At 40.0% G+C, this 18,975-nt stretch carries 20 protein-coding genes; 12 read left to right on the forward strand and 8 right to left on the reverse strand.

The genetic code is table 11. The features are described from left to right. The first annotated feature begins 60 nt into the window (after window positions 1–60). The 7 genes from FAX86_RS18210 (at window position 61) to FAX86_RS18240 (ending at window position 5,451) form a co-directional block, all read left to right on the forward strand. Window positions 61–606: a DsbE family thiol:disulfide interchange protein gene (locus tag FAX86_RS18210; RefSeq protein ID WP_144394915.1), complete on the forward strand. Its 546-nt coding sequence runs from the start codon at window positions 61–63 to the stop codon at window positions 604–606. Next, the gene (locus FAX86_RS18215; RefSeq protein WP_144394916.1) at window positions 606–1,100 is read left to right on the forward strand and encodes a cytochrome c-type biogenesis protein; all 495 of its coding nucleotides are present in this window, start codon (window positions 606–608) and stop codon (window positions 1,098–1,100) included. Before FAX86_RS18210 ends, FAX86_RS18215 begins: the two co-directional genes overlap by 1 nt. Further along, the gene (ccmI, locus tag FAX86_RS18220) at window positions 1,097–2,338 is read left to right on the forward strand and encodes a c-type cytochrome biogenesis protein CcmI (protein ID WP_144394917.1); all 1,242 of its coding nucleotides are present in this window, start codon (window positions 1,097–1,099) and stop codon (window positions 2,336–2,338) included. The genes FAX86_RS18215 and ccmI overlap by 4 nt, the downstream gene beginning before the upstream one ends. Window positions 2,339–2,608: 270 nt before the next feature. After that, window positions 2,609–3,073, forward strand: coding sequence for an HvfA family oxazolone/thioamide-modified RiPP metallophore (locus FAX86_RS18225; protein WP_144394918.1), 465 nt, complete (start codon window positions 2,609–2,611; stop codon window positions 3,071–3,073). Window positions 3,074–3,079: 6 nt separating this feature from the next. Next, complete coding sequence (locus FAX86_RS18230) at window positions 3,080–3,925, forward strand: HvfB family MNIO-type RiPP peptide maturase (RefSeq protein WP_144394919.1); 846 nt, start codon at window positions 3,080–3,082, stop codon at window positions 3,923–3,925. Next, on the forward strand, window positions 3,918–4,685 hold the full coding sequence (locus FAX86_RS18235) for an HvfC family RiPP maturation protein (RefSeq protein ID WP_144394920.1): 768 nt from the start codon (window positions 3,918–3,920) through the stop codon (window positions 4,683–4,685). Before FAX86_RS18230 ends, FAX86_RS18235 begins: the two co-directional genes overlap by 8 nt. Window positions 4,686–4,740: 55 nt before the next feature. Next, window positions 4,741–5,451: an MlaA family lipoprotein gene (locus tag FAX86_RS18240; RefSeq protein ID WP_144394921.1), complete on the forward strand. Its 711-nt coding sequence runs from the start codon at window positions 4,741–4,743 to the stop codon at window positions 5,449–5,451. 334 nt (window positions 5,452–5,785) lie between these two features. On the opposite strand, the gene FAX86_RS18245 is transcribed toward FAX86_RS18240, so the two are convergent. Next, window positions 5,786–6,091, reverse strand: coding sequence for a PilZ domain-containing protein (locus tag FAX86_RS18245; RefSeq protein ID WP_144394922.1), 306 nt, complete (start codon window positions 6,089–6,091; stop codon window positions 5,786–5,788). Window positions 6,092–6,263: 172 nt separating this feature from the next. Between FAX86_RS18245 and FAX86_RS18250 the strand changes: the two genes are divergently transcribed. Together FAX86_RS18250 and FAX86_RS18255 are read left to right on the forward strand one after the other, a co-directional pair. Further along, window positions 6,264–7,490: a SpoIIE family protein phosphatase gene (locus tag FAX86_RS18250; RefSeq protein WP_144394923.1), complete on the forward strand. Its 1,227-nt coding sequence runs from the start codon at window positions 6,264–6,266 to the stop codon at window positions 7,488–7,490. Further along, window positions 7,474–7,953, forward strand: a complete 480-nt coding sequence (locus FAX86_RS18255) for an STAS domain-containing protein (protein WP_144394924.1) — start codon at window positions 7,474–7,476, stop codon at window positions 7,951–7,953. Before FAX86_RS18250 ends, FAX86_RS18255 begins: the two co-directional genes overlap by 17 nt. A 25-nt stretch (window positions 7,954–7,978) precedes the next feature. On the opposite strand, the gene FAX86_RS18260 is transcribed toward FAX86_RS18255, so the two are convergent. The 3 genes from FAX86_RS18260 to FAX86_RS18270 form a co-directional block, all read right to left on the reverse strand. After that, entirely contained in the window at window positions 7,979–8,746 is a 768-nt protein-coding gene (locus FAX86_RS18260) for a hypothetical protein (RefSeq protein WP_144394925.1), read from the reverse strand. Window positions 8,747–8,808: 62 nt separating this feature from the next. After that, window positions 8,809–9,498, reverse strand: a complete 690-nt coding sequence (locus tag FAX86_RS18265; protein ID WP_144394926.1) for a sensor histidine kinase — start codon at window positions 9,496–9,498, stop codon at window positions 8,809–8,811. Between the two features lie 5 nt (window positions 9,499–9,503). Then, window positions 9,504–11,129 carry a tetratricopeptide repeat-containing response regulator gene (locus FAX86_RS18270; RefSeq protein WP_144394927.1) on the reverse strand — a complete coding sequence of 542 codons (1,626 nt, stop codon included), beginning with the start codon at window positions 11,127–11,129 and terminating at the stop codon, window positions 9,504–9,506. 124 nt (window positions 11,130–11,253) lie between these two features. On the opposite strand from FAX86_RS18270, the gene FAX86_RS18275 reads away from it, so the two are divergent. The 3 genes from FAX86_RS18275 (at window position 11,254) to FAX86_RS18285 (ending at window position 14,461) form a co-directional block, all read left to right on the forward strand. Beyond that, window positions 11,254–12,171, forward strand: coding sequence for a 5'-nucleotidase (locus FAX86_RS18275; RefSeq protein WP_144394928.1), 918 nt, complete (start codon window positions 11,254–11,256; stop codon window positions 12,169–12,171). Between the two features lie 270 nt (window positions 12,172–12,441). Then, window positions 12,442–13,419 (forward strand): LysR substrate-binding domain-containing protein, encoded by a 978-nt coding sequence (locus tag FAX86_RS18280; RefSeq protein ID WP_144394929.1) that lies wholly within the window; start codon window positions 12,442–12,444, stop codon window positions 13,417–13,419. Between the two features lie 208 nt (window positions 13,420–13,627). After that, window positions 13,628–14,461, forward strand: coding sequence for an esterase/lipase family protein (locus FAX86_RS18285; RefSeq protein ID WP_144394930.1), 834 nt, complete (start codon window positions 13,628–13,630; stop codon window positions 14,459–14,461). On the opposite strand, the gene FAX86_RS18290 is transcribed toward FAX86_RS18285, so the two are convergent. The 4 genes from FAX86_RS18290 to pabB all read right to left on the reverse strand — a co-directional run bounded on the left by FAX86_RS18290 (window position 14,417) and on the right by pabB (window position 18,770). Next, entirely contained in the window at window positions 14,417–15,190 is a 774-nt protein-coding gene (locus FAX86_RS18290) for a CPBP family intramembrane glutamic endopeptidase (protein WP_144394931.1), read from the reverse strand. The genes FAX86_RS18285 and FAX86_RS18290 overlap by 45 nt on opposite strands. An 81-nt stretch (window positions 15,191–15,271) precedes the next feature. After that, a complete protein-coding gene (locus FAX86_RS18295) occupies window positions 15,272–16,651 on the reverse strand; it encodes an L-serine ammonia-lyase (RefSeq protein ID WP_144394932.1) in 1,380 nt (459 codons plus the stop codon). A gap of 98 nt (window positions 16,652–16,749) precedes the next feature. Next, window positions 16,750–17,376 (reverse strand): NUDIX hydrolase, encoded by a 627-nt coding sequence (locus tag FAX86_RS18300; RefSeq protein ID WP_144394933.1) that lies wholly within the window; start codon window positions 17,374–17,376, stop codon window positions 16,750–16,752. Further along, window positions 17,373–18,770, reverse strand: coding sequence for an aminodeoxychorismate synthase component I (gene pabB / locus FAX86_RS18305; RefSeq protein WP_144394934.1), 1,398 nt, complete (start codon window positions 18,768–18,770; stop codon window positions 17,373–17,375). The genes FAX86_RS18300 and pabB overlap by 4 nt, the downstream gene beginning before the upstream one ends. Between the last annotated feature and the right edge of the window lie 205 nt (window positions 18,771–18,975).

An 18,975-nucleotide genomic window follows, 5' to 3' on the forward strand; every position in this document is an offset into this window, starting at 1 on the left:
TAAATTATCGTACGCTCTTCTGATTTAACGACAAAAGAAATAACGGTAACTGGTAAAACTATGTCTGACAGTGAAGCTGAAAACACATTAAAGCAATGGGCAGTACCCATTTTCATACTGTTCGTGTTGCTGTTTGGTCTATTCGGTTGGTCTTTGTTTCACGATAAAGACATTGTTCCGAAAATGCGAGAACATAAACCGTTACCTGAGTTTCAAAGTAAAAAACTGTTTAGTGACCAAATTATTTACTCAAAAGACATTCGCGGAGAATATTGGATGCTTAATTTTTGGGGCTCATGGTGTCCTACCTGTTATGTCGAGCATCCATATCTTATGCAATTAAAGTCGCAGGGCGTAAAAATTGTTGGCGTGAATTACAAAGATACGGAAAAGGATGCTAAGCGGTTTTTGGATTCGCAAGGAAATCCTTACGCATTTTCATTTTTTGATCCGAAAGGAAAGATTGCTATTGAAATGGGAGTAACCGCAGCTCCGGAAACTTTTGTCATCGGTCCTAAAGGCAAGGTGGTATATCATCGTATCGGTGAGATGACTAAAGAAATTTTTACGCAAGAGATCCAGCCTATTATGCAGGGTGAATCATAATGTCTATGATCAACAAAGCTTTGTTACCGATATTTTTTGTCATCATAATGACCAGCGCCTGGAGTAGTGATGAGTTGCTTGAGTTCGACAGCAAGGCACAAGAAGAGCGTTATCTGCAGTTAATCGAAGAGTTGCGTTGTCCTAAGTGTTTGAATCAGTCGATTGCCGATTCTAATGCTGGAATCTCCGAAGATTTACGTAATCTGGTTTACGAAAAAATTAAAGCAGGGGATACCGATAAGGAAATTAGACTGTATTTGTCTGAGCGTTATGGTGATTTTATTCTCTATAAACCGGATGTTTCTGGCGCAAATTTACTCCTTTGGTTTGGACCAATCGTCATCATATTAATGGTGTTCATAATGGTTGTTCTGAAAATTAAGTCTAAGGCAAGAGATGCTGCTAAACCGACAGAAATGAGTGACTCCGAACTCGAGCGTGTTCAAAAGTTACTGAATGAATCTTCCAGTAGTCAGCAAGGGAAGTCGAAATGATTTGGGTTTTATTATTAATTAGTTTTGTTATAGCATTTTGCTTATATCGTTTCGTTGCGTCCTCGAGTAATGAAAAAAATATTGACCGATTAACCTTGAATACCGAAGTTTTTCGCTCGCGCCAGACTGAATTAATGCAAGACCTGGAAGCGGAACGAATTTCTCAGGACGAATTTGATCAGCTGGAAGCGGAATTAAAGCGTTCGTTACTTCAAGATGTGCCAACGAGTCCTGTATTTAAAAAGCAACAAGCAACACACCAAGGTGTGTTTATTTCAATTTTGGTCGCAATACCGACCATATCTTTGCTTCTTTATTATGCGATTGCTGACTGGAAAGCCTATGACGATTGGCGAACTTTAGTAGATACTCATGGGGACAAGCTGACAAAAGAGGTCGTAGAAACAGATTGGTTGGAGTCATTAACGAACCAAGACTTAATTTTATTATTGCGTTCTCGATTGCATGAAAATCCGGAGGAAACTCGGAGTTGGATTGGTTTAGCACAAACATTGGCTGCGTTAGGTGCTTCAGCTCAGTCAATACAAGCGTTAGAACGAGCCATCGAATCGGCTCCTAAAGACCTACCGACGAAGATGACTGCAGCTCAAATGTTGGCGCGATTAAACTCTCCACAGGCATTGGCTCTTGCGAAATCATTAATTGAAGAGATTCTGGTTTTGAAGCCAAATCATGAAGCGGCTCTGGCTGTGTCGGGTTTTATTTATATGCAAACGGAAGAGTTTGAACAAGCAATTACGAATTGGGAAAAGCTGGTCGCCAATCGGGAGGCTCGAAACCAAGGAAAAGGTGAGGGCATTGAGGTGATTCGACAGCAAATTAAGCGAGCTAAGAACGAGTTGGCGCAACGGAATCATTTTAAGAAAGCTGCGTTTGGCGTCACGGTTAACTTGTCTGTGGATGAGAGTGTAAAGCAACAGTTTGCACCAGGAACTCGTGTTTTCATTATAGTGAAGGGTGACGATGGCATGCCAGCTCCGGTTGCAGTAAAGCCATTAACCTTAAGTAGTTTGCCTGTTTCAATTCGATTAACGGATAATGATGCAATGATGCCAGGACGCACGATGAGCGAAATGAAAACTTTGACGTTACAGGCTCGCATATCTCAATCAGGAAAAGCTACTCCTACAGCAGGCGATTTTGAGTCGGAAAAACAAGTATTTAGTCGAACTGATGATCAAGATATAAGCCTGATAATTAACCAAAAAGTTTTATAATTTGTATCAAAAGATGTCCAGGGGCGCTCTTTTATTGAAAAGCGTTAAAGGTTTGTGATCGCTTCGACATTTTGGGCTTGCGAAACCCCGAATTATGGGGCAAATTTGATGAATCGCTGTCGTCTTTCTCGAGGCAGAAAGAGCGTAATCGGTAAGCCGGAAAAAAAATAAACTTTTGGTGTAACAATCTCCGGTCTCGCCAGTCCATTATTTGAATCCATTATTAACTATGTTGGGTTATTTATTGTAATCATTAGGAGAAACTTTGATATGAACAAAGATATGAAAAAATTGGCTACTCTGGTTGGCGCATCATTAGCGGCATCATTATCGGTTAACGCAGCAAACGCAGACGCAAATCCTTTTGGATTGGATGATCTTTCTGGTGGTTACGAAGTTTCCCAATTCTTGGGCGGTGACAAGCATAAAGACGGTAAGTGCGGCGAAGGAAAATGCGGCGAGAAGAAAGGAAAAGACGGTAAGTGCGGCGAAGGAAAATGCGGCGAGAAGAAAGGAAAAGACGGTAAGTGCGGCGAAGGAAAATGCGGCGAGAAGAAAGGAAAAGACGGTAAGTGCGGCGAAGGAAAATGCGGCGAGAAGAAAGGAAAAGACGGTAAGTGCGGCGAAGGAAAATGCGGCGAGAAGAAAGGAAAAGATGGTAAGTGCGGCGAAGGAAAATGCGGCGAAAAGAAAGGAAGCGAAGGTAAATGTGGCGAAGGTAAATGTGGCGCGTAATCGAACGTGAATACATATAATCTTCAAGGCTCTGGGTTAGGATTCCGACGTGATATCATGTCGGACCTGGCTGAGAGCCCGCCAGCAAATGTTGACTTTATGGAAGTTGCTCCTGAAAACTGGATCAACGTTGGTGGACGTTTTGGTAAACAATTTTCCTCATTTACCGATCGCTATCCTTTTGTGTTCCACGGTCTTTCACTGTCTATTGGCGGTCCAACCCCGATTGATGTTGAGCTTGTTAAAAATATCAAGCAGCTAATGAAAGATCATCAGGTTGAAGTTTATACCGAGCATCTTACCTATTGTAGCGATGACGGTCATTTATATGACCTAATGCCGATTCCTTTTACTGAAGAAGCCGTTCATTATGTTGCGGATCGAATCCGTCAGGTGCAAGATATTCTTGAGCGTCCGATAGCGATGGAAAATGCTTCTTACTATGCGGCTCCTCATCAAGAAATGTCGGAAATAGATTTCATTAATGAGGTGATTAAAGAAGCCGATTGCCAGCTATTACTTGATGTCAACAATATTTACGTCAATTCGATTAATCACCAATACGATCCCGTTGAGTTTTTGAAAGCTTTACCTGGAAAAAGAATTGTCTATGGCCATATTGCGGGCCATTATGATGAAGCCGATGACTTAAAAGTGGATACTCATGGTGCTGATGTTAAACCTGATGTTTGGAAATTATTAGAAATTGCCTATCAGGAGTTTGGCGTTTTTCCAACATTGCTGGAGCGAGATTTTAATTTTCCGCCATTAGCAGAGTTGTTGTTGGAAGTAGAACAAATTCGAAAAATCCAAAAGTCCTTCAATAGTGAAGATGTAGCAGTTCATGGCTAGTTTACCTGCTTTTCAAAAAGCGCAAATGCAATTCGCGCAACATCTCAGAAACCCAGATAAAGAGCCTTCTCCTGAAGGAATCGAAGATCGCCGAATGGCAATCTATCGAGAACTGATTTATAACAATATTGCAGGATTTATAGAGTCCGGCTTTCCTGTTATTTTTTCTTTATTGAATGAGCAAGACTGGCATAAACTTGTACGACAATTCATCGTTGAACATCGAGCACATTCTCCTTATTTTTTAGAAATAGCTAAAGAGTTTGTTGAGTTTTTACAAAAGCACCCGTTGGCGATTAAAGAACGATATCCTTTTATCGAAGAGCTGGCACATTATGAATGGGTTGAACTTGCTCTGATGATCGATCCTTTTGATATTCATCAAATTGAGCGCAAAGATTCTGTTGATCTTATGAATGAGCCTTTAATACTATCGGAAGTTGCTTGGCCATTAGCTTACGAGTTTGATGTCCATCATATTTCAGCGGATTATCAACCGACACAAGTCCCACAATCACCCAGTTTTATCGTTGTTTACCGAGATCGTAAAGACAACGTCGAATTCACTGAAATCAATGGAGTTACTTTTGCTCTTTTACAAATTATGAAAGAGCATCCTAACCAACCAGGTGAAGCTCTGCTCGACTCTTTGGCTCAACAGTTACCGCAAATTCCTCGCGATACCATTGTTTCTAATGGCCTGGATATTCTATTGAAATTGATGAAACGAGACATAATACTCGGTGTGTCAAAGCAATAGCCTCTGAGATAAATCACCCTTATAATGTGCGCTTCAAAATAAAAGGAAGAGAAATATGCGAGCATTTTTAGCATTGGCGGGAATCTTTTTGCTCAGTTCCTGCGCGACCTCGGACAATAAGGTCGATCCTTATGAGTCATACAACCGTAAAATTTACGATTTTAATCGTAGTATTGATAAAGCTGTATTGCAGCCAGTTGCGAAAGGATATAAAGCTATTACTCCCGATCCGGTAGAAACGGGTATAAGTAACTTTTTCTCAAACTTGGATGACTTCGGTGTGATGATTAATAATATTTTACAAGCTAAGTTTATTGATGCATCTAGCGATTTAGGACGGATTTTAGTCAATTCGACGTTAGGCTTGGCTGGATTGTTTGATCCTGCTTCAGCGATGGGACTTGAAAAACACGACGAAGATTTTGGTCAAACACTAGGTGCTTGGGGCGTTGAGCCAGGACCCTATTTAATGCTGCCTTTTTTGGGGCCTTCAACGTTGAGAGATTTTAGTGGTGAGCCTGTAGATAATTACTTGGACCCGTTAAAGGAAATTGATAAAGATTCAACAGAATATCAATTGAAAGGCTTGCGACTGCTCGATCAACGAGCTGATTTATTGAGCTTGGAAGAACAAATTGAAAATGCGATTGATGAGTATTCGTTTGTACGAGATGCGTTTTTACAAAATCGAAAATATAAAGTTTATGATGGTGACCTTCCTTTCGAGGATGACTTTGAGTGCGATCCTGAATACGAAGAGTGTTAACTCATTCAGTGACGGCAATAGTAGTCTTAAAAATAGAGTCTTATCTTTGTAAGGACAGTAAATTGTCTTGGAAAGAATTATTAAGTTAGAAAGGCTCATTGCTTTGTTTAAGAAGCAATGATCTAGTTGAGCTCAGCCGTTGTTACAGGCTTGTTAAAACAACGCCTAGTGTAAGTATGACCGGTAAGATAGCAAGAGGGTCGATACGTCGTCGTGAAAATGTTGGTTTAGCTTGTGTCTTGAACATAAAAAAAGCTCCAGTAATCTGGAGCTTATGATAGTTCTAACAAGCGTTTGAATCTGCGAATTCAGTCGCAAATCCATACAATGTAAACTAGTTCACGTTTGTAATGGTTCCTGCTATTTTATAGCGTCCATCTTCCCCTTTGATTGAACGAATAACTTCCATATTTGCTGTTAAAGGAGGAAGTTTTGATTGGACCGAACTCACTTTGACAACGAGCTTGCGGCCTTCATCGAACGAGTGGTCGCACATGAAGGCGACTCCTCCAGCACTCAAGTCTTCACTGTCACCGGTGAATTGCTCGCCACTCTCAGGATCGGTAATTTCGACCTTAGCATCAACAAACATTCGAATAAAATCACGTTTTTCTTCGTATTCTCTTTCTAACGACTTCATGACAGCCCCTGGTTACATTGATGAATCCCCTTCAACTCAGGCCATAGTAGAAAATAAACGCATTTGGGTCAATCGCGAAATGTGCACTAATTACTATTGCCTTGAATGATCTTCGTTATATGCTATACAAGGTATTGAATCTCTGAATAAATTGCTGACAGGAGCACTGTTTTTGGATACTGAGTCAATGCTGACTGGAGATGCCTTCACAGGGAATTCTGTGCCGACTATTTTAGCCATAGATGATGACCCATTGGTTCGACAAAGCATTGTTATGTACCTTGAGGATTGTGGTTACGAGGTGTTAGAAGCGGAAGATGGTGATGAAGGAGTGGCTATCTATCGAGAGCATCAACCTGATTTGATACTTTGCGATATTCGCATGCCGGGTATGAGCGGAATGGAAGTGCTTGAACTCGTCACTAAAGAGTCCCCTGAGACTCCGGTTATCATGATTTCTGGGGCAGGGATGATTAACGACGTTGTTGAATCGTTGCGGTTAGGGGCTCAGGATTACTTAGTTAAACCGATTTCAGATTTGGGTGTTCTTGGTCATTCGGTAAACCAGGCACTCACCAAAAAGCAATTGGAATACGAAAATCAATTATTTAAAACGGAACTTGAGAAGGCCAATAAAGAATTGCAAAGCAATTTGGATGTCCTGCAAAAAGATCAAGAAGCTGGGCGAAGAGCGCAACTTCAGTTATTACCGCCACCGAGAAGTGTGATTAATAAATACGAATTTCTTCACACTGTAATACCTTCTTTGAATGTGAGTGGTGATTTTCTCGATTATTTTGAGCTGGACAGCCGATATTTAGGTTTTTATATCGCCGATGTATCGGGACATGGTTCAGCATCTGCTTTTGTGACCATGATGCTCAAAAGCCTATTTAATCAACCGATTAGAAATTATCGTGTTAATCGAGATCCGACAATCCTATCGCCACAAAAAGTTTTGAGTTATTTAAATCAAGAAATTTTGACTGCTAACGTTGGCAAACATGTGACTGTTTTTTACGCGGTTATCGATACCGAAAATGATCGCTTAAATTACGGGATTGCTGGTCATTTTCCACGTCCTGTATTTGTCCAGGAAGATAAAAAGGAGTTAATTGAACATCGAGGATTTCCGATAGGGATGTTCGAATGGGTCAGTTTTGAAGAACATTCATTAAATATCGATAAACCTTTTTCATTGTGTCTATTTTCTGATGGTGTACTAGAGTGTATGAAAGAGAAAACCGAAATAGCGGAAGAAAAGCAGCTGTTAAACTTAGAAATTGACCAAAACACTAATATTGAAAATATGATTCAACAGCTTAATGTTCGAAGTGTTGAAAAAATTCCTGATGATGTAAGTCTGTTTATAGTTCGAAGTTATGACACCAAAAATTGAATACGCAAAGATTGAGCAGTTTCACGTATTCCGCCTGAATGGTGATATCCGTTATGGCGATGTAGTTTCTCTACAGCAGTTTGTGGAGCAATTAAAAAGTGAAAATTTGGCATTCATTCTAGACTTGACCAATACCAACCATTTAGACAGTACTGCCTTGGGTACATTGGCTTTAATGGCGAAATACAGTCGAGAAGCCGGTGTTGAAAAAGCAACAATCTATGTGACCGATCCAATTGTAAAAGAAACGCTATTGGGAGTGTGTTTTGATCTGGTTTTCAATATAGAGTCTGCGGAGGCACCATTAAATCCATCCGAATCATTTGCTGAAGTTGAACCAGTAGACATAGAGGCGGAATCACTCGCCGGAGTCGTCAAGAAAGCTCACTTAACGTTGGCTGACATTTGTGAGTCAAATAAAGCGTTGTTTAAGGATGTCAACGATTTACTGAAAAAGTCATAATTTGAGACTTTGATGAAGAAATTGATTACCACTTCTTCTTCGGCTGAAAAAGATCATCTGTATTGTTTCCTTCTCCTTCTTCTTCATTATCAATTGACTCAATAGTTTCTGTTTGAGGTTGGGTTCTCTGTGATTTTACATCGTTGGTTAGGGTTTCGAGATCTTTCAACATTTGTTGGGTTTCTGGACTGGATATATCTTGCCTTAATAACAATTTTTTCGCATTTTCCAAGTACTGTAATGCTTGCACAAAATTTTTCTCTGAAGCTCGTTTTTTCGCAACTCCGATAAATGTGTGCGTTTGAAGATTTAGGTATATTGCTTTCAAGTGAGTTAATGAATTGCTGGCTGCGGTAATATCGATACCTGGCGTTTTACCTATTTTGTGAATAAACCGCATTAAATTCTTGAATCGCCCCATAAGCACAACGAGCTCTTGCGGATCTGACGGTGGACGAAGTTTTTGTTTATCTGCTGGAGCTTCAGGAGTCGTGATTTTTTGTTTTATCATATCCAGTGTTTGAGAAAGGTCTGACAGAGACGGTTCAACATTTAAGGCTTTTTGTAGGTTTTGAGCGATATATTGAAGGATTACTAATCGAGAACTTCCACCAATCGGCAAATCATAAAACTTGTCGTAGAGATCTTGGCCTTGGCGAGCTCGATATCGAAACTTTGAAAGTTTTTGACGTTTTTCCGCTTTTTGCTGCTCTCGATATTGGAAATAGCCACTGGCGGCTACAGCAACGACAAGAATTGCAATGATTAGCGTAATAATAAACGTTGTGCTCATTTAATTCTACTTAGTTGTAATGTTTGTCTACATTGCATCAATGGTATGTCCAAACTCTTCAATCATGGGAGGTACAAGCGAAATATTCCACCATTAAGATCACCACCATTGAGCAATTCAATGCGACCACACGTGTCACCTTGTTTGTGTAGTTTAGCGATTTGACCTGCGAAGTACAGCCCAAGTCCTGTGCTACCAGTACTGTGGTCAATCGATTTTATAAAGTTTTCTTGCTGTTCAATCATTTGCGGAGGATAGCCAATACCATCATCGGCAATTTCAATAACAATTCCGTCACTGTGGTATGCTGAAATACAGATAACACTGTTAGTGTAACGAATCGCATTACCTAATACATTGTTGAGGACGCTGGCGATGAGGTCTTCATCAAAACATCCATCTAATTCCTCTTCAATATCAAACTCTAACCCAATATTTTTTGAGCGCAACAAGGGCTCGTATTGAGAAGCTTGATCCGTTAGAAAATCTTCCACATCGTGAAAGTTTATATTGAGTGGAAGTTGTTTATGCTCTAACTTGAATACTCCGAGTAACTGTACAAGAGCAGAGTTCAGGCGACTCGATTCATATTGTAAAACCGAATGTTGTTTTTTGTCGTCATCATCGACAGCAGGGTACTTTCTCTCTAACGTGTTAATAGCATTAATTAAAATGCTCAAGGAATTCTTCATATCATGAACAGAAGAAGCAAGAACCATTGCAAAGTCGACATTTTCTTCGTTATCTGACATCTGCTTTATTGCTCCTGCTGAATCACTCGAGTGAGCCGCATAAGTTCGCTAAATCGGTCGAACCGGGGATCAGTCGGAGCCAGTGTATTAATCGAATTCAAATAAGTCAGGCATTGCTCGACGACAGAATCACTTGCATTACCCGATTGATGTACTTTAAGAAGCACTTGTACCGTATTAAGTATGATTGATATATTTTTGGGTGATGCTTCAACAGCTTTAGTAAAGCACTTTACGGCTTTATCAAATTCTTTATTTTCGAAATGCTTAATGCCTTTAGAATTTAATTTATGTGCTTCTTTTCCTTTCTCTAACACGCTTTTATCTTTTAGGTGAGGCAGTGCCCGCTCTAAGAAGTGAGAATCTTCAAAGTTGTGCTGAATTGCATCGGTAATCATTTCTTGAGCGAGAGTTGCTTCACCCAAATTATCCAAACCTTGTGCAAGTTCGAGCCCGGTTTCTGCGGGTAACATTGTTTCTAATTCTGAATAGATCTTTTTTGCACGCTCGACGTTTTTTTGAGCCTCGGTGGTTTTTCCTCGACTTTTAAAAAAATTACCTTCGACGACAGCGCCTCTCAGTGTACATATTTTGTCATCACGATAGGTTTTGTAAAAATCTTTAATATAACTTTCCGCTTCTGATACCAAGGCTTTAGGAGCGTTGCCTTCATCTTCAGTAATCTTGGAAGAAACGCTATTGGTGTATTTAATGTAACTATCGGGTGTTTTGTAGATTGAATTATTGCCAAGTTTTATTGACTGTTTAAATGCGCCGATTGAAGTATCGAAGTCTCTGTTGTCGACAGCAATATTGCCGAGTTTTAGCTGACGTTTTATAACTCTTGGGGATTTTTTAATGGCTTGTTGGAGTGTTTTTTGTGCCTCGTCTAGCATTCCTTGTTTTGATTGACACTCGGCGAGTAAGTCATACGCTTCAAGTACCATTGGAAACTTGACAATGGTCTCTTTTAAAACGGACTCAGCAGTTTCGTATTGGCGTTGTGACATTTGTGATTTTGCGAGCCCAATCATTGCCCAGGGAACCTGTCGCCCCGCCAAAATTGATTCGAATATTTCCATGGCTTTTGAGTATTGGCGTTTTTTCATCATACATTCGGCCTTAATTTTTTGAATGGCCATTTTGTATTTTGGATGAGATTCCATAAGTGCATCGCACAATTCTATCGCTTGTTTAATTTTTCCTTTATCGATCGCTTTGAAAATAGGGGATAATGCTTCTTTTTTTGTTAAAAGCTTAGACAGTCGAGATTTAAGTTGAGCATTATTGAAAGGTTTCGTCAGATAAGCATCGGGTTGATTTTCTATAGCCCCCATTACCATGGCTGTTGTGTTCTCTGCGGTAGTCATGATAAAAACTGTGTCGGACCGGATGTGTTTAAAATGATGCAGCTCTTCTAATATCTGCATGCCGTTTTTACCATCACCCAGGTTATAATCTGACAGCACTATGTCGTATTTTTTTTCGGTACATGCTCGTATTGCAGATTCGCCGGTATTGACCAGATCGACATCTTCTATCCCAATTTCGCCAAGCATACCTTTAAGAGAGCGCGCAAACTCTTGAAAATCTTCAATGATCAGGGCTTTCTTTTCTTCATAATTAATCATGCTTATCGTTATAATCCCTCAAAACACAACACAAGTTACAAATAATCTTATTGCATTGTGAAAAGTATAGATGCTAATTTGATTTTTGTAATAGTATTCAATGAATTAAGTTAAGGTATTAGAAATGCCCGCATCCCTTGGAGATAAGCTCGTTGTCGCAATTTCATCGACGGCTCTATTCGATTTAAGTGAAAGTCAACGCATCTTTGAAGAGCAGGGGGTCGATGCTTATTCTGAGTATCAAATTAAGCTCGAAGACGAGCCTTTGGCTCCAGGAGCGGCTTTTGGACTGGTAAAGAAACTACTCAAGCTTAATGAGCACAATTCCAAGTCGACTCCTCGAGTTGAAGTAATACTAATATCTCGAAATAGTGCTGATACTGGATTGAGAGTTTTTAACTCGATAGAAGAGCACAAATTAAATATTTCAAGAGCTGCTTTTACCGGTGGAAGAAACCCTTATCAGTACGTATCTGCATTTAATGCGCACTTGTTTTTGTCGACCAATCCGGGAGATGTTCGTAAAGCATTGGAGTCTGGTTACGCCGCTGCAACGATCGTTTCAAAATCGCCAGCGAGCGGAAATACTCGAGCAGACAACTCAGAATTGAAATTTGCCTTTGATGGTGATGCGGTTATTTTCTCTGATGAGGCAGAGAAAATATATAAAAAACAAGGGCTTGAAGCTTTTCTTGCCAGTGAAAAATCTGCCGCAAAAACCCCTTTAAAAGGAGGGCCATTTAAAAACTTTCTTGCTGCATTGCACAAGATTCAGGAAGAATATTCCCAGAATGATTGTCCGATACGCACAGCTTTAGTTACTGCTCGCTCGACGCCGGCTTATGAAAGAGTGGTTAGAACCTTAAGAAGTTGGGATATTCGAATTGATGAAGCTTTGTTTTTAAGTGGGCTAAGTAAGGGAGAATTTTTGAAAGCATTTGATGCTGATGTTTTTTTCGACGATCAGCAAGAGCACTGCTCTTCTGCACAAAGCTTGGTTGCAACTGGTCATGTTCCACATGGTGTCGCCAATGAGGAATAGTAAAAATTGAGCTTTTTTGCATAAAAAACCGTCCTTTTTTATTTCTAAATCTATGTTTCGCGTGAAACTTATTCTATTTCTGCTTATAAAGCATATTTATTGTCTATATTATAATCAAAGCCCTATATTTGGTATTTAACAGCTTTTGCACATACTAATCATGTTCTATCCACAGATATATCCACATTGGTGAATTTTCAGATAGTGTCTATTCTTAATAAGTATCCGGAATAAGAAAAACCTCTTATTTAAAATCAGGAGTTTAAAAGGATGAAGCTGCAGCAATTAAAGTATATCTACGAAGTTGCTCGTCACGATTTGAATGTATCAGCAACGGCGGAGAGTCTTTATACTTCCCAGCCCGGAATCAGCAAGCAAATTCGTTTGCTCGAGGATGAGTTAGGAGTACAGGTTTTTACACGTAGCGGTAAACATCTCACCAACATAACACCAGCCGGTGTAAGAATTTTGGAAGTCACAACACAAATTTTACAATTGACGAAAAAAATTCAGGATATTGCGGCTGATTTTGTCTGTGAAGATAAGGGTATATTTCGGATAGCAACAACCCACACTTTCTCTCGATATCTTTTGCCGGGAATTATTGAAAACTTCACCAAAAAATATCCAGAGGTACGTTTGCATCTGCATCAGGGAATCAATGCTCATGTCGATCATATGCTGGATCATGGTGATATTGATTTAGTGATTTTTGGCGAACGTGATGAGTGGTTTAGCGACAAGATTCAATTACCATGTTTTCTTTGGCATCAATGCATCGTTGTGCCTCGGGATCATCCTTTAGCCCACGATTCAAATATATCACTAGAAAAGCTTGCTAGCTTTCCTTTATTAGCTAAGTTAACACCTGATGGAAAAAAGTTAACCGATGTGGAAAAGGCATTTAAAGAAGCAGGACTCGAGCCCGACTTCGTTATTACTGCAACAGACTCGGAAATTCTGAAATCTTATGTTCGAATGGGAATGGGCGCTGGATTGATTGCTAGAATGGCTTATCATCCAGATAAAGATAAAGATCTTAAATTGATTAATGCCGACCATTTATTTTCACCTTACAAAGCAAAAATTGTTTTTCATAAAAACTTTTTCTTCCGAAAATATGTGACTGATTTTGTAAAAATGATTGCTCCACATATGGATGAAGAAATGCTCAAAAAGGTCTCTCGCTGTCGTTCTTCAAATGAGCTCAATAATTTGGTTCAGGATGATACATTGCCAGAAAGATAAAAGATTATTTTGTGTGAAGTTCAGGCTGATTTAAAGTCGCTCAATAATATTTTTAATGGAGTCTTTATAAGGACTTGCACGCTCTTGAGTCTATTCATTTGATACTCCTTAGTTATTTATCGAAGACTTTTTAAGTTTATTCGTAAGAGCGGTTATAACTCTGGCATTATCAAGAAATCTTAAACCTCTATTAAGTCTGTTTCCGATAATGAATAAGCCAGTTATTCTACTTGTATTATGCCTGTTATTTATCCAATGGCCTGCTGCCAAGCAATTTGAAGCTGTAGAAGCTAACAATCATTGCGTTATCTTGTTGCACGGCTTAGTGCGTACATCGGGTTCTATGTGGTGGTTCAGCAGACAACTTAAACAAAATGGATTTAAAACTGTTAATACGGGGTATTTTTCGATGTCCAATCGAATTGATGCGCTTGCTGAATCAACTATTCCCAAAGCGATAAGTGATTGCAACCAATATAAATCCCAACACATTAGTTTTTTAACGCATTCAATGGGCGGCATACTTGTTCGAAGTTATTTGCAAAGCCATAAGATTGAAAACTTACATTCAATCATTATGTTAGCTCCACCTAATCAGGGGAGTGAAGCTGTGGATAGATACCTGGAGAACCAAATCGTTGATCGTGTAATTTTTGACTCTTTTCGTCAACTAAGTTCTAAAAAAGCATCCTATGTAAATTCACTGGAGCCAATCAATGCTTCTGTTGCCGTAATTGCTGGTAGCAAGAGTTATAATCCGACTTTATCAGAATGGATCCCGGGTATAGATGATGGAAAAGTCAGTGTCGCGAGTGCTTGCTTAAATGAAATGCAAGAAATGTTAATCATGCCGGTTAATCATACCAGCATAACTTGGAACAGTGACGTATTTGAGCAAGTTCGGTATTTTCTAAACCACCGTACTTTCAATGACGAAACATTACTAAAACGAGAAAATGCTTACCGAATACAACAATGTTCTCAATTGAAGGACGTGTTAGCTTCTATAAAAAGCTTTGAAGAGCAAGTAAATACCCAATAAGGAAATGCACAAAGTTAGCAGGTTAATTTCAAGAGAGTAAATTGGTTGAAGCAATACGTGCTCGCTGACAATAATGATAGTTGCATTATGAATTGAATGTAAAAGTGCGCACAACCATAAGGCTCGCGTTTTATGAAATAGCCAACCAAAAAATAATCCAACTAAGAACGCCGGAAAAAACTGATATAGGTTCAAATGAATGGCACCAAATAAAATACTCGAGAGGATTATGGCGGTTTGAGGTGAGTAGGTCGTTAAAAATGAACGCAGGATTAGCCCTCTAAACAAAAGCTCTTCAAGTACTGGAATAATCAAAATCACGGATACTAGTGTTATCCAGTTGCCCGACAAAATTGAATTTAAAGTTTGAATAGTTTTAATATCTTGGGGAATAAACTGGAAAACAAAGCGAAATAGATCTTGCAGCCACCATAGTGTAGGCAGCAAGACTATTAGTGATATCGGTAAATAATATTTAAGTATTGTTGGCGATGGTGATTTTGACAGCGTCATGATTTCGGCGAGTTGCCAGTGGTTCACACGTAACATAATGACGATGACAACTATCTGCGACGATATCGATGTCCATAAACCGATTGATGTTCGGTCAACAATATCGTTGTTCCAGGTTAATAGAAAACTACCCAACATTTGTTGGAAGGCTACTAATGCCAATAATGCAACCAGAGCTTGAAAGAAAATAAAAGAGGGTGTTTTGATATCACTCAAATTATAAGTCTTAAAAAATTATTCGGAGATTCTCTGAAAAAGAATCTCCGTTGTCATTATGAAGTTATCAAAAGTGTCAGGTTAACACTCGATAATGTTAACGGCGAGGCCGCCGCGAGCGGTTTCTTTGTATTTTGTTTTCATATCAGCGCCAGTATCGCGCATCGTCTTAATAACTTTGTCCAATGAAACTTTATGGCTACCATCACCGCGTAATGCCAAGCGAGAGGCATTTATTGCCTTTATCGCACCCATTGCATTTCTCTCGATACAAGGCACTTGAACCAGTCCACCGACCGGATCGCAAGTTAATCCAAGGTTGTGTTCCATGCCAATTTCTGCAGCATTTTCTACTTGTTCTGCGGTTCCTCCGAGAACTTCAGTTAATGCTGCCGCTGCCATAGAGCAAGCAACGCCAACTTCTCCCTGACAGCCCACTTCTGCTCCGGAAATAGAGGCATTTTCTTTGTAGAGAATACCGATAGCCGCTGCAGTCAGTAAAAACCGAACGATGGAATCGTCTTCTGGCTGACCTTTGCAGTGATGTTGCACATAATAAAACAATACCGCGGGAATAATTCCTGCCGCTCCATTCGTTGGAGCAGTTACAACCCGACCACCGGCAGCATTTTCTTCATTCACTGCGAGAGCATACAAATTAACCCAATCCATGACTGATAGTTCATCGGCTTGATTGTGACTCGCTTTTAATTTGCGAAAAAGTGAAGGCGCACGGCGTTTAACTTTGAGTCCTCCAGGGAGAATACCTTCACGCTCACACCCGCGTTCGACGCATTCGCGCATGGTTTTCCAGATCAATAATAATTTGCTGCGCACGTCTTGCTTGGTATGCCAGGCGGTTTCGTTTTCGAGCATTAAGCTGGAAATGCTCAATCCATGCTCTTTCACCAAGCTAAGTAATTCTTCGGCGGTTTTGAAGGGATAAGCGAGTGGTGTGGTATCTTCTACGAAAGGGTCGTCAGCAGAAACTTCGTCATTAACGACAAAGCCACCACCCACCGAATAGTAAACAGCGCTTTTCAATATCTCTCCGTCACTATCAAATGCTGTGAATTTCATGCCATTGGCGTGTTTGGGTAATGTTTGACGACGATGAAATACCAGATCTTTTGTTTCGTTGTATTTAATCACGTGATCACTATTGAGCGATATTTTTTTCTGAGATCGAATGGATTCCATTCGAGTGGGGACGTTATCCGGATCTAATTGAGAAGCTCGGTTTCCTTCGAGTCCCATTAAAACCGCAACATCACTGCCATGACCTTTGCCAGTTTGTCCTAACGAACCATAAAGCTCACTTTTCACTCGAGTGACTTTTTCTAACGTGTGGTTTTTGATCAGTTCATTCACAAACCGTCTGGCGGCTCGCATTGGGCCAACCGTGTGTGAACTCGATGGGCCAATACCGATAGTAAAGATTTCAAATGTACTAATAGACAACGTATTACCTTGATTAATTAAGCGCCACTCGGAGTGGGCTATTTACATAAGAGAAGTATTTTAATTGTTGTGCTCGCCCGCAGCTAGCCCAAATAGTATCAGATTGAGTGGTCGAATCTCTCAGACAGGCTATTTAGGTGTTTAGAAAACTCGACCAGTACGCGAGCGGTTGCTCCCCAAATATTGTAATTCAGGTAGTTGATAGAATAGTAGTAGCGCTTTTCTCCTTGAAACATTGCGCTTTGTAACTTTTGATTGGCTGGGTTACAGATAAAACTTAAGGGGACCTCAAAGGCTTCTTCGACTTCAGAAGTATCAATTTTGAGCTGATAGTCGTCTTGTAAAATACCAACATATGGAGTCATTAAATAACGGGTCAGTGTCTCATGTTTGGGCAATTCACCAATAACATTAATACGATTGGGTGTAATACCGATTTCTTCAAAGGTTTCGCGTAAAGCAGTGTGCTTTAAATCCAAATCTTTTTCTTCTCTTCGGCCACCGGGAAAGCTTATTTGCCCGGCATGATGTTTTAAATGTTTGGCTCGTCGTGTCAGTAAAACATGATACCCATAACGCTGGCCCACTTTCCGCTCGACTAATGGAACCAGTACGGCAGCGGGAGTGAGTAATTGATCGTTGCGCGTTGTATCTATATCCGCTGTACGATCATTGATTTGACCATCGATAAATAAGTCAACTAAAGCGTCAGGTGTCAGATTCATAATTCATTTAATGGCGTTAGTATCTTACTCAGTTTAGCAAAAGTTTCATCGTATTCGAGACCGCATTCGGAATCATTAACCAATCCTCCACCAGCCCAGGTGTATAACTTTTGCTCGAAAGAAATGATAGAACGAATGAGTATATTACTGTCCATTTTATCGTTAAAACTAAAGTAGGCGATAGAACCGCAGTAAAAATGACGGCGATGAGGTTCAAGTTCTTCGATGATTTCCATGGCTCTAATTTTCGGAGCTCCGGTAATCGAACCACCAGGAAAAGCCGATTTGAGAACATCGATGGCAGAAGTGGTGTCATTGATTTGCGAACGAACCGTTGAGATTAAGTGATGAACCGATGGAAAAGAATACACGCCAAATAATTCCGTTACTTCAACACTTCCTGCAATTGCCGTGCGGCCTAAATCGTTGCGTAATAAATCAACTATCATCAAGTTCTCAGCTTGATCTTTTGCACTGTTTTTTAATTCAGCTTTTAGATGTTCATCATCTTCGGGGGTTTTGCCACGTGGACGGGTTCCTTTGATCGGTTGAGTTTGAACATCGCGTCCCTTAACTTCAATAAATCGTTCTGGCGATAACGACATTAAGGTGCCTGATGAAAAATTTAAATACGCAGAGAAGGGCGCCGAATTTAGTTTACGTAATGATTGATAGGCGCACCATTCTTTTCCGGTGAAATGTCCTTCGAATCGTTGCGCTAAATTTATTTGGTAACAATCGCCCGAGCGAATGTAGTTTTTTACTTGCTCAAATTTTTGAGCGTAATCTTGTTGTGTTAAGTTGGAGTTCCAATCACTGGTCATCGTAAAGTGGTTAATATTTTCGTCAGACTCTGCGGTAAATGAGTTAATTGCATTTAGAATTCTTTGAAACGTGTCATCGAGATTATAAAAGTTGTACAGCTGAACTTTTTGCGCTTGATGATCGATGATTAAAGGACACCAGTAACGACCGGTTACCAGATCTGGAACTTTCAATTCATTGATAGCATTATCGGGTAGTTTTTCGAGAGTGCGACCTAGGTCGTAGGCAAATGCACCGGCCAGTCCGCCGACAAATGGCTGTGTTTGAAAGCAATTCAATTGTTCATTCGAGCTAAATGATGGAGTTTCAACCGAGGCCAACCAGTTATTCATACAATCAAACACATTTGCAACCGACTCTTTTTCTCCGCTGTGAATATTTATTGCGATATTTTCATCATTTTCGCGAAGTAAGACATCACTCGGGTACACGAGAATGATGTCGTATCGATTATTGGATTGGTCAGAGCCACCACTGTCGAGTAAAAGGGAATAAGGTGCATCTACAAAGGGCGCAAAGTAATGTTCTGCCGAATGACGACCCAGGTAATTTAATTCTTTGAACCACATTGAATATTCTCAAATAAAAAAGTTATAACGCACTTAGGCATACTTGGATAAACTATGACCAACTAAGCGGCTGAACACGACTGCAAACTTCAGGTATAATAACAAAGTTTTACTTCGAATCGTTGAACCCTATTGACAATTGATGTAAGGTTGTGCGGTGCAATAATAAGCCGCAAACTCCCTTTTATTCAATCCCCCTTTTTCT

The organism is Pleionea sediminis (genome assembly GCF_007570825.1).
Lineage (GTDB): Bacteria > Pseudomonadota > Gammaproteobacteria > Enterobacterales > Kangiellaceae > Pleionea > Pleionea sediminis.

Excerpts from the sequence above, each read along its gene's own strand:
- FAX86_RS18210 (WP_144394915.1), top strand. The coding sequence starts at position 61 with ATGTCTGACAGTGAAGCTGAAAACACATTAAAGCAATGGGCAGTACCC.
- FAX86_RS18215 (WP_144394916.1), top strand. The coding sequence starts at position 606 with ATGTCTATGATCAACAAAGCTTTGTTACCGATATTTTTTGTCATCATA.
- ccmI (WP_144394917.1), top strand. The coding sequence starts at position 1,097 with ATGATTTGGGTTTTATTATTAATTAGTTTTGTTATAGCATTTTGCTTA.
- FAX86_RS18225 (WP_144394918.1), top strand. The coding sequence starts at position 2,609 with ATGAACAAAGATATGAAAAAATTGGCTACTCTGGTTGGCGCATCATTA.
- FAX86_RS18235 (WP_144394920.1), top strand. The coding sequence starts at position 3,918 with ATGGCTAGTTTACCTGCTTTTCAAAAAGCGCAAATGCAATTCGCGCAA.
- FAX86_RS18240 (WP_144394921.1), top strand. The coding sequence starts at position 4,741 with ATGCGAGCATTTTTAGCATTGGCGGGAATCTTTTTGCTCAGTTCCTGC.
- FAX86_RS18245 (WP_144394922.1), bottom strand. The coding sequence starts at position 6,091 with ATGAAGTCGTTAGAAAGAGAATACGAAGAAAAACGTGATTTTATTCGA.
- FAX86_RS18255 (WP_144394924.1), top strand. The coding sequence starts at position 7,474 with ATGACACCAAAAATTGAATACGCAAAGATTGAGCAGTTTCACGTATTC.
- FAX86_RS18260 (WP_144394925.1), bottom strand. The coding sequence starts at position 8,746 with ATGAGCACAACGTTTATTATTACGCTAATCATTGCAATTCTTGTCGTT.
- FAX86_RS18265 (WP_144394926.1), bottom strand. The coding sequence starts at position 9,498 with ATGTCAGATAACGAAGAAAATGTCGACTTTGCAATGGTTCTTGCTTCT.
- FAX86_RS18270 (WP_144394927.1), bottom strand. The coding sequence starts at position 11,129 with ATGATTAATTATGAAGAAAAGAAAGCCCTGATCATTGAAGATTTTCAA.
- FAX86_RS18275 (WP_144394928.1), top strand. The coding sequence starts at position 11,254 with ATGCCCGCATCCCTTGGAGATAAGCTCGTTGTCGCAATTTCATCGACG.
- FAX86_RS18280 (WP_144394929.1), top strand. The coding sequence starts at position 12,442 with ATGAAGCTGCAGCAATTAAAGTATATCTACGAAGTTGCTCGTCACGAT.
- FAX86_RS18285 (WP_144394930.1), top strand. The coding sequence starts at position 13,628 with ATGAATAAGCCAGTTATTCTACTTGTATTATGCCTGTTATTTATCCAA.
- FAX86_RS18300 (WP_144394933.1), bottom strand. The coding sequence starts at position 17,376 with ATGAATCTGACACCTGACGCTTTAGTTGACTTATTTATCGATGGTCAA.
- pabB (WP_144394934.1), bottom strand. The coding sequence starts at position 18,770 with ATGTGGTTCAAAGAATTAAATTACCTGGGTCGTCATTCGGCAGAACAT.